At 36.4% G+C, this 12,367-nt stretch carries 10 protein-coding genes and 1 pseudogene; 2 read left to right on the top strand and 9 right to left on the bottom strand.

Translation table 11 applies throughout. The features are described from left to right. A pseudogene (locus Q0K80_RS08380) lies at positions 1-463 on the bottom strand (hypothetical protein); the annotation flags it as partial. A 158-nt stretch (positions 464-621) separates the two neighbouring features. Beyond that, entirely contained in the window at positions 622-1,371 is a 750-nt protein-coding gene (locus Q0K80_RS08375; protein WP_294605369.1) for a sulfite exporter TauE/SafE family protein, read from the bottom strand. A gap of 100 nt (positions 1,372-1,471) precedes the next feature. On the opposite strand from Q0K80_RS08375, the gene Q0K80_RS08370 reads away from it, so the two are divergent. After that, positions 1,472-2,029 carry a TetR/AcrR family transcriptional regulator gene (locus Q0K80_RS08370; protein ID WP_174794618.1) on the top strand — a complete coding sequence of 186 codons (558 nt, stop codon included), beginning with the start codon at positions 1,472-1,474 and terminating at the stop codon, positions 2,027-2,029. 87 nt (positions 2,030-2,116) lie between these two features. Here Q0K80_RS08370 and Q0K80_RS08365 read toward each other — a convergent pair whose 3' ends face one another. From Q0K80_RS08365 to Q0K80_RS08345, 5 genes are all read right to left on the bottom strand, one after another. Then, positions 2,117-3,139, bottom strand: a complete 1,023-nt coding sequence (locus tag Q0K80_RS08365; RefSeq protein ID WP_294605366.1) for a branched-chain amino acid aminotransferase — start codon at positions 3,137-3,139, stop codon at positions 2,117-2,119. A gap of 304 nt (positions 3,140-3,443) precedes the next feature. Then, positions 3,444-5,540, bottom strand: a complete 2,097-nt coding sequence (locus Q0K80_RS08360) for an ATP-dependent Clp protease ATP-binding subunit (RefSeq protein WP_294605364.1) — start codon at positions 5,538-5,540, stop codon at positions 3,444-3,446. 205 nt (positions 5,541-5,745) lie between these two features. After that, positions 5,746-8,277, bottom strand: a complete 2,532-nt coding sequence (locus tag Q0K80_RS08355) for an AAA family ATPase (RefSeq protein WP_294605362.1) — start codon at positions 8,275-8,277, stop codon at positions 5,746-5,748. After that, complete coding sequence (locus Q0K80_RS08350) at positions 8,277-9,143, bottom strand: alpha/beta hydrolase (protein ID WP_294605360.1); 867 nt, start codon at positions 9,141-9,143, stop codon at positions 8,277-8,279. The genes Q0K80_RS08355 and Q0K80_RS08350 overlap by 1 nt, the downstream gene beginning before the upstream one ends. 4 nt (positions 9,144-9,147) lie before the next feature. Next, positions 9,148-10,443, bottom strand: a complete 1,296-nt coding sequence (locus Q0K80_RS08345; protein ID WP_294605359.1) for a PTS sugar transporter subunit IIC — start codon at positions 10,441-10,443, stop codon at positions 9,148-9,150. Positions 10,444-10,591: 148 nt separating this feature from the next. On the opposite strand from Q0K80_RS08345, the gene Q0K80_RS08340 reads away from it, so the two are divergent. Next, complete coding sequence (locus tag Q0K80_RS08340; protein ID WP_294605357.1) at positions 10,592-10,825, top strand: hypothetical protein; 234 nt, start codon at positions 10,592-10,594, stop codon at positions 10,823-10,825. A gap of 64 nt (positions 10,826-10,889) precedes the next feature. Here Q0K80_RS08340 and Q0K80_RS08335 read toward each other — a convergent pair whose 3' ends face one another. After that, on the bottom strand, positions 10,890-11,597 hold the full coding sequence (locus tag Q0K80_RS08335; protein WP_294605356.1) for a DUF975 family protein: 708 nt from the start codon (positions 11,595-11,597) through the stop codon (positions 10,890-10,892). A 237-nt stretch (positions 11,598-11,834) separates the two neighbouring features. Further along, positions 11,835-12,367: serine hydrolase (locus tag Q0K80_RS08330; protein ID WP_294605355.1), on the bottom strand; the 533-nt coding region annotated here is incomplete at its 5' end.

Raw genomic sequence — 12,367 nt, 5'->3', positions numbered from 1 at the left:
AATGGGGAAAGACAACCGTCGTTTGTGCCTGTTCAGCAATATATTTCATTTGCTTACCAAATTCCTCTATTTTACCAGTCATATAAGCTCCACCATGAAAATAAACTAAAATGGGATTGTCATGGTTTGCATTTTCAGCTTTAAAAATAAAGGTATCAATGTAATGGTCATTATCAATTTCAACTAATTGTTCTTCTTTAATCACCTTACTAGTTGTTAAATCATAGGTAATATTTTCTGGACGATTGCGATCAAAATTTAGTGAAAATGGTTTAGATCCTATACCCTCATTCATCTTTTTCTGAATAATCTTTTTAACATATGGATCTACTATATTTAGCTTTGTTTCTCCTGCTTGACCAGGTACAGGTTTAACAGTTTCTTTAACGCCATTAATATTTTTTTCAAAAGTCTTCGTCTGTAATTCAGTTATTAAAGACTCTGGATATTGCCTTTCCTCCATTTTTACTCTCCTTTTTTGCATAAAAAAACCGAAAAAGCATACTTATACATATACTTCTTCGGTTTCGCCAGTTTCTAAGCTGTTACGATCCTAACTAATTTTCAAAATTATATTAACATACTTTTATGAAGGTGGAAAGCGCTTGCTAAAAAATTTACTCAAAGCAATGACTTAGCCCCTAATAATATAAGCAAAATACCAATTGTGGGTTTCATGTAACGAGTAATTTTAGTTTTGGCTAAAATCTGGGCCAGTCTGGGTGCAATTATTGCACCTAATATGGCACCAATCATCAAGGGCAAGCCAGCAGACCAGTCTACCCGACCGTCAACAATATGAAAAATCGCGCCTGTAATGGTCATAAAAACTAAAACGTAAGTTGAAGTTGCAGTAGCTTGAAAATCTTGTAATCCTAACAAAAATAAGCCACCGATGATAACAGCGCCACCGCTCATGCCGGCTACGCCAACCATTAAACCCCCTAAAATACCATAAATTCCAGCTTCCATTCTGGCAAACTGTGTTTTCTTAACTGTTTCAGCGGTTTGCACTTTTTTCTTAAATAACATGTTAATGCCAAGCACTATTAGGACAATTCCTATTAGCCATTTATAAATTTTAGCGGGAATAAATTTTGATAGTAATGCGCCTATTATCACAGCAGGGATTGCCGTCATTAACATTTGATTACCTATTTTAGTATTTATTTGTCTTTGATGATAATAGCTAATTGCACCGATAATTAATGAAGGTAAAGCAGTCACTAATGAAGTTGAAGAAGCTGCTGCTGCATTTAAGCCAAACAAACCGGTCAAAATTGCCAGATAAATGGCTGCACCGCCACCACCAAAAAGAATAACAAAAGTTCCTATTACTAACCCTATTACTCCCAATAAAAAAATCTTCATGATGCTTAAACCCCTTCAGTTTTGCCCTATCTTGTGTTATAGTTGCAATATGTAATTTTAATTTACAAATTGTAAAAGTCAAGCAAATAGGAAATTTAGTATGCCACGTCAAATTTTATCCAAAGAATTAATTATAAAAACCAGCATTAAATTAATTGAAAATAAAAAAGAAAATAATTTTGCAACGATCGCCAGAGAACTTGGTATTCAATCACAGGCTTTATATAATTACTTTCCCAATCAGTTAGCACTAAATTATGCTATAGTTGCTTGGTTAATTAATTTAATGACAGATCAGCTGCGACGAAATTTATTTGGTAAAGCCGGCATGACAGCAATTATTGATTTTGCAATGGAATTTCGCCAAATAGCTCTTAACCATTTTCATTTAACACAATTTGTTTTAAAAATGCCGCGGACCAATATGTATCCTGAAACTACTGCAGCTTTTAATGATCTAAAATCTATTTTTAATCAAATGATAGCAACAGAGTTTACTGACCCCAAAAGGCAACTACTAGCAAGCAGATGTATCAGAGATTTGGCAATAGGAGATATTGTCAATGTCGGAACAGGTTGGTTTGCGGATAAATCGTTACCTGCCGATAAAAGCTTTCGCAAATTGCTGAAGCAAAGTCTATACAAGATTGAAGAATAAAGATTCTTATAATTAAACTTTTACTTCAATACTATAGCAATAAAAAGCGAGGCCTAAGCCTCGCTTTTGTGTTCCCGATATTTAAACTTATTCTACTGTTTGGACCCAGCCCTCTGGGCCTTTTTTATTACCGTACTGAATATCAACTAATTCATTATAAAGCTTAGTCGTTACTGGGCCAGTTTCTGTTTCACTGTAGATAACGTGCTTTTCACCCTTGTAGGTAATTGAACCTACGGGGGAAATTACAGCAGCTGTACCCATAGCACCAGCTTCTTTCATGTTGAACGCTTCTTCCAAATTGATTTGACGTTCGACCGGGTTTAGGCCTTGCCACTTAGCGACTTCCAAAAGTGAGCGCTTGGTAATAGAAACCAAAATCGATTGTGATTTTGGTGTGACAAATTGACCTTCTTGGGTAATGCCGTAGAAGTTAGCACCACCAAATTCATCAATATATTTATGTTCACGTGGATCCAAGTAAAGACAATCGGCAAAGCCGTTCTTGTGTGCTTCAACGGATGGAAGCAAGCTGCTGGCATAGTTACCTGATGTCTTTGCTTGACCAGTACCAGCATAAGCGGCACGGTCGTATTCACTAACAATGTAATCTGCAGGGTTCAATCCTTTAATATATGCACCAACTGGGACCGCAAAAATGCGGAAAGTATATTCGCTGGCTGCTTCGACACCTAAAACTTTAGATGTCCCCACCATAAGTGGCCGTAAATACAGGGTCGCACCACTGTCGTATGGTGGTACAAACTCTTCGTTAGCCTTAACAACTTGTTTTACTGCAGCAACAAACCTATCTTCAGGGAAAGGCGGCATGGCTAACCGCTTTGCTGAAAGAGTAAAGCGGTGTGCGTTTTGATCAGGTCTAAACAAGTTGATTTTACCGTCTTTTCTACGATAAGCCTTTAAGCCCTCAAAAATTTCCTGACCATAATGCAGGACTTCTGCACCTTCAGAAAATGTCATGGTTGAATCTTCAGTCAGTTTTCCTTCCTGCCATTCACCATCTTTATATTTTGCCTCATAGCGATAAGGCAGATCTCGATACTTAAATCCCAGATTTTTCCAATCTAGGTCTTCTACTCGTTGTTTCATTTGAACTGTCCCCTATAAAAACTACATAAGCTAAAAATTTCTCTTTAGCTTTTAATATTAATTTAATTGTTAACTAATTTAAACTAAATTCTTTTTATTGTCAATAGTAAAACTTCTCTATTCTCTATAAAATAATATTAACTTCTAATAATTAAACAAAATCATAATTTTGTATGTGCATCTAGTTTCACGTGAAACTAATATATCCAAAAAAGAGTCATCCCTTCATTGTGATATGACTCCCCAATTTTGTCCTAATTTCAGGGTTTATATCACTTTTGGAGGATGACTCTCGTTTTAAAAATTAGTCTTGTTTTGCGTTATCTTTAGTTTCAGTATTTTGTTTTGTCGAAATATCCAAAACTGCGGCATCATTTAGGTAAACATGCTTATCATCTGCTATAAACTTAACTGACTTAGTGTCAGGCTCTTTCATCAATAATTTGGCAATTGGCGTTTCTAAATCTTGCTCAACGACTCTACGTAGAGGTCTCGCACCAAATTTCTTATCATAGCCTTTGTCTGCTAAGTAGGCTTTAGCTTCATTAGAGACTTCAACCTTAACACCTTTTTTAGCCAAAACATGTGCCATTTTATTCAAATAGATATCAATAATCTTATTCATATCATCTTTTGTCAATGAATTAAACGGAACAATAGCATCAAGTCTATTCAAAAATTCTGGTCTGAAGTAGGCCTCAAGAGCTTTAATCAGCTTATCATGATCAACTTTGCCGTCTTTTAATAATTGGTCAGAGTAGCCTGCATTAGAAGTCATGATTAAAATTGTGTCCTTAAAGGAAACCGTTCTGCCCTGAGCATCAGTTAAGCGACCATCGTCCATGATCTGAAGCAAGGCATTAAATACTTGTGGGTTAGCTTTTTCAATTTCATCAAACAAAATCAAACTGTATGGTTGATGACGAACTTTTTCAGTTAATTGGCCACCTTCACCATAACCAACATAACCAGGTGCCGAACCAATCAATTTATTAACCGCCATCTGATCTTGATATTCAGACATATCCAGTCTAATAAGATGATTTTCACCACCAAATAGTTGAATGGCTAATTGTTTAGCTAATTCCGTTTTACCTACGCCAGTAGGTCCTGTTAACAAGAACGTACCAGTAGGACGATCATTGTCTTTAAAAACTTGTTTACGGGCAATCGCATCTGTAATGACGTCAACAGCATTATCTTGATCAATAACTACTTTCTTTAATTTCTCAGCCAAGTCAAGATTCTTTTGTCCTTCACTTGCATGCAATTCACTCATTGGAATTTTAGTCTTAGCTTCGATTAAAGCATAGATATCTTCATCAGTAACATGGGGAGTGGCAGCGTCATCCACATGACTAGCCTTATCACGCAAGTCTTCAATTTGCTTTTTCAACTCGCTTGCTCTACTATAATCTTCTTTTTTGGCAGCTGCTTCTTTCTTACTTTCAAGCTTTTTAATCCGTTTCTTTAAAGTTGCTTCGTCGCTTGGAATTGTATCAAGACCCTTTTTAGCACCTGCCTCATCCATTAAGTCAATGGCCTTGTCAGGCAAATAGCGTCCCTGAATATAACGTTGCGATAATTCAACTGCGAGTTTCAAAGCACTGTCATTATATTTTACGTGATGGAAAGACTCATATTTATCTTTTAATCCTTCCAAGATTTTAACGGTAACTTCAGCTGATGGTTCAGGAACCTGTACCGGTTGGAATCTACGTGCTAGTGCCGCATCATTTTCAATTCTGCGGTACTCACTTGTAGTCGTTGCACCAATTAAGTTTAAATCGCCACTAGCTAAAGCCGGTTTTAAAATATTAGCGGCATCACCGTTATTATTTTCAGAATCAGTAGAACCTGCACCAACTATATTATGTAATTCATCAATAAATAAAATAATGTTCGGATTCTTTTTTGCTTCGTCAATCACTTTCTTAAGGCGTTCTTCAAAACTGCCACGCAAGCTTGATCCTGCAACCATATCATTAATATTAATTGCAATAATATGCTTGTCCTTCATTTTATCAGGAACATCGCCTGCAGCAATCTTTTGTGCCAAACCTTCTACAATGGCTGTTTTACCAACCCCGGCAGGTCCAATTAATACAGGATTATTCTTCTTGCGCCGACTTAAAATTTCAATTACTTCTTGAATTTGTTCGTCACGCCCAATTACAGGATCATACTTATTCTTCTTAGCTTGCTCAACCAGATCAACACCAATTGGCTTTTGACCTTGTTTTTGTCCCACTTGTCCACCTTGATTCAAGTCTTGTGGAGAAATATTCATACTACTAGAGTAATGAATAGGAATAGCACCACCGTTGTCGTTAGTATTGTTGAAGAATGAATTGTTTAATTCGTTAAATAAATCGTCAAAATCGTTATCAAAATATGCCATATGCAAACACCCCTTTGATAGGTTATAAATTTGTAATTAGCACTCGTTGCGTTCGACTGCTAATTACTTACATATAATATTATAGCAGGTTATCCACAGAAAGCAATAATTATGATTAACTTTTCCACAGATTTCCCGTTTCTTCCACAAAAGAAAAAAGCCTTGCTATAAAAGTACTAATGCCTTTTTTAAAGACTTTTCACTGCTATTTTTGATACAATTTAAATTGTTTTTGTAAATATTTACCAGTTAAACTATTAGATTTTTGCGAGATATCCACAGGTGTGCCACTTGCAATAATTTTCCCGCCTTGCATCCCACCTTTTGGTCCCATATCAATCATATAATCACTGTTAGCCATAATATCTAAATCGTGTGTGATTGTAATAATAGTTCCTTTTTGCTCAAGTAATCTTTGAAAAACATGCAAAAGAGTTCTGACATCTTGTGGATGTAGGCCAACGGTCGGTTCATCAAAAACAAATAATGTCCCTTTCTGTCTTTGATGGATATGACTGGTTAGTTTCAAGCGCTGTGCTTCTCCTCCAGACAAAGCTGGGGTAGATTCTCCCAAGTGTAGATATCCTAGACCCATATCATGCAAAGTTGTAATTGTTTTATTGATTTTTGGTTCGTTCTTAAAAAGTTTTTTGTCCAGCGCATCATCAACGGAATAATTTAAGACATCCGCAATACTTAAGTTATGCCATTTTACTTGTAAAACATCTTGGTTAAAACGGTGACCGCCACATACAGAGCATGTTTCAACCATGTCCGGTAGATATTGGATGTCGAGTGAAATGACACCGGTTCCGTTACATGCCGGACAGGCACCCTCTTTGTTATTGTAAGAAAAATGAGATGCGCGATATTTTAACTTTTTTGCTAATGGTTGTTTGGCAAAGAGTTTACGCAAATTATCCATAATATCAGTATAAGTTGCAACAGTTGACCTTTGATTTTTACCAACAGGTGTAGAGTCAACACTAATTATATTTTTAATAACATCATTCTTTAAATTTTTTACCCAATCAGGACCATTTTTAAGATTTTTTTGTGCTTTAAGTGCAGGAATGAGGGAATCAAGAATTAGGGTAGTCTTACCAGCACCAGAAAAGCCGGTAACAGAAGTTAAGCGATTAAGAGGAATTTGAGCATGAATATTCTTCAAGTTAAAGCGTTCGGTAACATCAAACTCAACTTTGCCATGTTTAAAAATTTGGTCAGCTTTTGCCTTGTGACGAACTAAAAGTGGTGCCTTACCAGTTAAGTAAGGACCAATCAAAGACTGCTCACTTTGCTCGATCTCACTAGGTATTCCCTGAGAAATAATCTCACCACCCCGGCTACCTGAACCTGGACCAATTTCAATCACCCAATCAGCTGCCTTAATGATTGCAGTTTCATGATCAACTACAACTAAAGAGTTTCCTTGATTAACCAGTTCATGAAATATATCAATAAGTCCGGCCACATTATCAGGGTGCAAACCAACAGATGGTTCATCTAAGACGTAAAGCACACCGGTGGTTTCCGTACGCAAAGTTCTACCAAGCTGAATTCGTTGCAGTTCCCCAGTAGATAAACTGTCAGCCTGTCTATCTAGACTCAGATAGTCTAGGCCTAATTTTAGCAGGGGCTTGACTTGATGCATCAATTCACCGGTTAAATTTTCTGCCAATTCTTGCATATCTTGTGGCACGGAAGCTAAAATCTCACCCATATAATGGTTCAGTTCACCTAAAGTTAGCTGTTCAGCTTCAACAATATTTTTTCCAGCAACTAACTGCTGCCAGCGGCTGGGATCAATGCGATAGCCCTGGCAGCGGGGACAGGTACTGAACTTATAAAAAGAGTTAATTCTTTGCAAGCCACGTTCGGATTTTGTAGTTTTGCGTGAATTAGCCACGGCATTATAAGCATTCTCATATAATGCATCTAAATGATATACGCGACCAGTGGAAGTTGGTAAATCAATCGGAACTTTACGCTCTTTTCCATGAAGTACAATTTCTTTTTCTTTAGCATTCAGCTCTTTATATGAAATATCGGTCCGTACCCCCAATTCCCGGGCAATACGCCACATCCAATTTCGTCCGGGAATTTGCCAAGTTGCCACTGCTCCATTTTCAAGAGATAAATTCTCATCTGCAATGATTTTACTATCATCAATTTCTTCAACTGTTCCCAATCCCTGGCATTTTTGACACGCACCATCAGAATTAAATGCAAAGTCTTCTGCACTAAAAGCATAAAATTGTATCCCGCATGTAGGACAAGTTAATCGCCCCATTGCTTCTCCAGTTAGATCCATGGCTTCAGCTATTTTAATGGTTGCTGGTACCCGGTGACCGTTTGGGCATACAGGTGAACCTAAACGGGAAAAAATCAACCGTAAGATGTTAAAAACTTCTGTTACTGTTCCTACCGTGGAACGGACTCCAGGCACAGCCGGCCTTTGCCTTAAAGCCAGTGCCGAAGGAATATGTTTCACTTCATCAACCTGTGCACGACCAACTTGACTAATACGTCTTCTGGTATAGGCTGCCAAAGAATCAAGATAGCGTCTTGCGCCCTCTGAGTACAAGATTCCCATCGCTAAGCTTGATTTGCCAGAACCACTTAATCCCGATATCGCTACAAATTTATGTAGGGGAATATCAACGTTGATGTTTTTTAAGTTATTCACCCTACCACCAATTACTTCAATTTTGGTCGGCTGTTTTTGATATTTCATTAATGATTGCCCTTTCTTTTAGCCGGCTTTAACGGCTTTTCTGGCTTCTTTAATAAGTACTGCCGAATTGCCTGAATTACTTGCTTGTTCTGCGGCAAATCAGAGTGGTCTGCCTTTTCACCCGTAACTGTTATTGCAGTATAGTTTTTTACTTGTTTTTGAAAAATAAATTTACCTGCAGCTACACTTGATTCAGGTACAATACCATCAGATTCGTAGTTTTTACCACCAGAAAGAGAATAAACTTTTAGATTGGTTGGCAATGCTGAACGTTTTTTAATAAAATCAGCCAGCATTTGCGTTCTGTTATTAATGTTATTTTCAGTAAAATTATATGGTGTACCTAAAGTCATTAATTTCTTTATTTTGATATCGTTTGAATACTCAGAATAATAGTGTTCCAGCCAGTAAGTCCAAATTAAACCACCGTTAGAATGACCAAATGCCTTAAAATTATTGAACTTATAATTTTGAATTAACGACTCAAATGCTACATTCAGCCACTTAGCTTGTTTTTTAATATTGGAATAGCCGTCTTTATTGTTATCAAATCCAATAATAATGAAGGGTTCTAGGTCATTTTTACCTATAGAGCCACTATAAGTCAATTTTGCTTCACGTGAAACTCTAATTTTTATTACACTATGCCGGTTAAGTGTCGTTTTATTAAGTTCATCAATTAACTGGTTAAAACGCTCGGTAGTAGCACTTGAACCCGGAACCATAATTACAGGTGAAAGAAGCGATTTACTGAGTTCTGCTCGTGATTTATTATCTTTTTTCATCCAAAAAAAGCTGGGGACAGCAAGCATAATGATAATAATAATAACCAGGATTAACCATTTATAGTTAGGATTTTTATGCATTTTACTATTCCATCTCCTGATTTTTAATTCTTAATTCTATCTTTTCATTAATCTTAATTACAGGTAGCAATAAAAAGATATCTAATAAAAATAACAATAGTGTAAAGAACAGCGTCGCCCAGCTACCGTTAGTGCCAAAAAAGGAAACTAATAAACCAGGAGTCCCTTTTAAATTCTGGTAAACGCAAACTGGAATAATGTGTAAACTAATAACTGCTACGGCTATTGTCATATTAATAAGAGGAATTAAAATACTAGGTAATATAAAAACAGGATTTAAAATTAAAGGTAAGCCAACTGCAAACCCCAGGCTTGAACCAAAAGCAGCAGACAACAAGTTAATTTTAGCATTTATTTCGTTTTCCCTGTTATCTCTTCTGATAAGCAGTAATACAATAACAGCCAAAACAACGCTCGCACCGCCCATTATGCCGTAACTGTTAATAAGTGAGCTGCCTAGGTATTTATACGGCACATTCCAAGAATTACCGTGTTTTAATGTATATGTTAAATTTTCTGCAGTAAAGGCGTTATTTACCATTCCTGTTAGAGAGCGCAATGGGTACCCAATTCCAAGCCAATCCAAAAAAGTAATTACGGTTGTCAATAACAGCACCTCGCCAAAGTTATTAGTAGTCTGGACCCTGCTGACAATTTCATTAAAACTGGCGGAATTAAGTAATTTAAGCTGTAATTCATAAATTAAAATGCCTAAAAAAACACCTAATAATAATGAAACAGCGCTGGGTAAAACGGCATCCCCTGCTCTTTTTTGAATTACTTTTGTGCCCTCATATTCAACGTAAGAAAAGTCTTTCCCTAATAAATGAAATATTTGGCCCACACAGTATCCTACAATTAAGGCAATAAAAACTGCATTAATTTGTAACAAACTGGCTGTAAAAGGCATACGAGCATTACGGCCACTACTGGAAGCATATGAACAAAAAAGCATTATTAAGACTGCTGTTAGACCTGCCATGGTTGAATCCTTATGGTAAAGGCGTGCGGTGTAACGAGCCATAAAATAACTGGCATAAACGCCAAATACGCCAAAAGTAATTTCTACCATTCCCCGGCACACAAAAGAGCCACCATACCAAATGTGATCTGATAAAACTTTATCCAAATTGAAAATATTATAGATTAATCCGTTAGGTGTAAAGATCAAATCACCTAAAAGCTTAAAATAGGAGCCAACTACAGCAATTGGCATTAACATTGCCATAGTTCGTCTTGTTGCACGAAAAAAAGAAAATTCCTGCAGGCGACCTATAAAATTGATAGTAAATTTTGTCATTATTTCAAACCTTATTTTTAATTATTATATTTAAAAGAAAATAATACTCTAATTTTTTAATGCGAGCCATTTTTATCACCCATTATCTTTTTTATTATTAGTTATGAATAAAATGGTATAATGAAATTGTATTTTAAGAGGCGAGAACATGAGCAGAAAGAAAATCGAATTAACTGAAAAAGTGGCAAAACTAACAGATAAATATTTAGAAACTACTGATACAGAATTTAATGACCTAATCAATAAGGCATTAAAGCTATATTTATTAGATCACTTAAGTTCCAGCCAAATCAAAGATGCGCTTAAAAAAACCGACAATTTCGATTCTGCGTATGCGGGAAAATGGTTTCAGGAAAGTATTGAGGATTTAAATAAATACTAAACTTTCTTAAAACAAAACTAAAAGAGCAAGACCTGTTGCCTTGCTCTTTTAGTTTGTTACCAATTTACTTTTTTAAATAACGATCTCCGGCCAATTGACGGTAAAAATTAGCTTTAGTTGTTTGTTCATAAGGAATCAGCCAAATAAACCCAATACCTAAAGTAATAAGACATAATAGATACCAGCCAATAAAGCTTAAATTAAGTACGAACAATTCCCACTTATGACCAGCCATCAGCTGACGGCTTGCAGTAATTGCTGTTGTGGCATGTACCTCTTGTCCACTTTCCACCAAATCATTAACAATATATGGCATCATAGCATAAGAATAGGATTTAATTAACCCGGGAATGAATAATAATAAAGTCCATAAAAATTGAAAAATAGAGCTAAAAAGAAAATTTAGAAATTCTGGAATAAAACGACCATCAGTAAAAGTAGAAAAAATTCCCTTAAAAAAGCTTAACCTTTCTCCGCGAGCAAAATGCAAAAATGTTATCACCATGCTCAACATGAAAAAACTACCAATAAAAGTTAAACCATTATCAGGTCCTATTTGTCCTGCCCAAAATGCAGGCTTAAACAGTGAATCAATTGAGCCAGTTCCCATGACATCATTTACTTTATTGACAGTCTTAAGTGAATCATTTACTACTGGTGCAGCAAAAAAGAAGCCGATAAATAGCGTCATTACGATACCAATACTAACTGCCCAGCCCCAGTTATGACGAAGCTGATTTCTAGCTTCTAGTTTCAGTTCTGCTCTGTTCATAACTTATCTCCTTAATCTAGTATATACTAATTACATTTTACTCTCGAATAATGGTACGTAGCAAAGAAAAGACAAAAAAAGCCTAGTTCCACCAACATCGGAACTAAGCTCACACAGTGTTTGTGTCACCTCTACTGACCACATATAGAAATTTACATTTTCGCTACCGGAGAAAATGATTACTTCCCTACGGCGACACAACAGAATTTTAGCATGCAATTAACCAAAAAACAAGTTTTAGCCAATTATATTTGCACTGTAAGCCTTACGGCCAAGCAGTTCCAACATAATTTGATTTATTTGCCCTTTTAGTTGGCCAAATCGACCTTCACGAGTTTTATTAGACTGAATAATCAGAATGGTTTTGGCATTATTGGTGCTACGCATGAAAGTATAATAGCCCTGTCCAGCTCCATTAGCCGTTTTGGTTTTCAGCTTAATATTGTTATAAAAGCCACCATTATAATAGGCCGGAGGAGCCGCTTGGTAAAGCAATTTGCGGCTCCTGCGGGTTAGTAAACTACCAGTCAGCAGATATCGTATTACTTTAGCTAAATCATGATTTGACATTACTACTGAGCCAGCACCTAACTCACTATGAGCATCCCTTAGGGCTGCTTTATGCTTAACTACATCATAGCGGCCTTTGCGATAAATCATACCCGGTACCAAATGACTGGCAATAATTTTGCCCGGCTTTGACCACAAAAATTCTGTTTGTTTCAACTTTAATGGTCTGACATAGGTGTCGCGGAATAACTGCTCATAGC

The sequence above is a fragment of the uncultured Lactobacillus sp. genome, from assembly GCF_945290125.1.
Lineage (GTDB): Bacteria > Bacillota > Bacilli > Lactobacillales > Lactobacillaceae > Lactobacillus > Lactobacillus rizhaonensis.
Note: the sequence above shows the minus strand (reverse complement) of the source record. Positions and strands in the feature narration are given on the sequence as shown.

Coding starts and splice junctions, on each gene's coding strand:
- Q0K80_RS08370 (WP_174794618.1), top strand. CDS start 1,472: ATGCCACGTCAAATTTTATCCAAAGAATTAATTATAAAAACCAGCATT.
- Q0K80_RS08335 (WP_294605356.1), bottom strand. CDS start 11,597: ATGAACAGAGCAGAACTGAAACTAGAAGCTAGAAATCAGCTTCGTCAT.
- Q0K80_RS08355 (WP_294605362.1), bottom strand. CDS start 8,277: ATGAAATATCAAAAACAGCCGACCAAAATTGAAGTAATTGGTGGTAGG.
- Q0K80_RS08360 (WP_294605364.1), bottom strand. CDS start 5,540: ATGGCATATTTTGATAACGATTTTGACGATTTATTTAACGAATTAAAC.
- Q0K80_RS08350 (WP_294605360.1), bottom strand. CDS start 9,143: ATGCATAAAAATCCTAACTATAAATGGTTAATCCTGGTTATTATTATT.
- Q0K80_RS08375 (WP_294605369.1), bottom strand. CDS start 1,371: ATGAAGATTTTTTTATTGGGAGTAATAGGGTTAGTAATAGGAACTTTT.
- Q0K80_RS08365 (WP_294605366.1), bottom strand. CDS start 3,139: ATGAAACAACGAGTAGAAGACCTAGATTGGAAAAATCTGGGATTTAAG.
- Q0K80_RS08340 (WP_294605357.1), top strand. CDS start 10,592: ATGAGCAGAAAGAAAATCGAATTAACTGAAAAAGTGGCAAAACTAACA.
- Q0K80_RS08345 (WP_294605359.1), bottom strand. CDS start 10,443: ATGACAAAATTTACTATCAATTTTATAGGTCGCCTGCAGGAATTTTCT.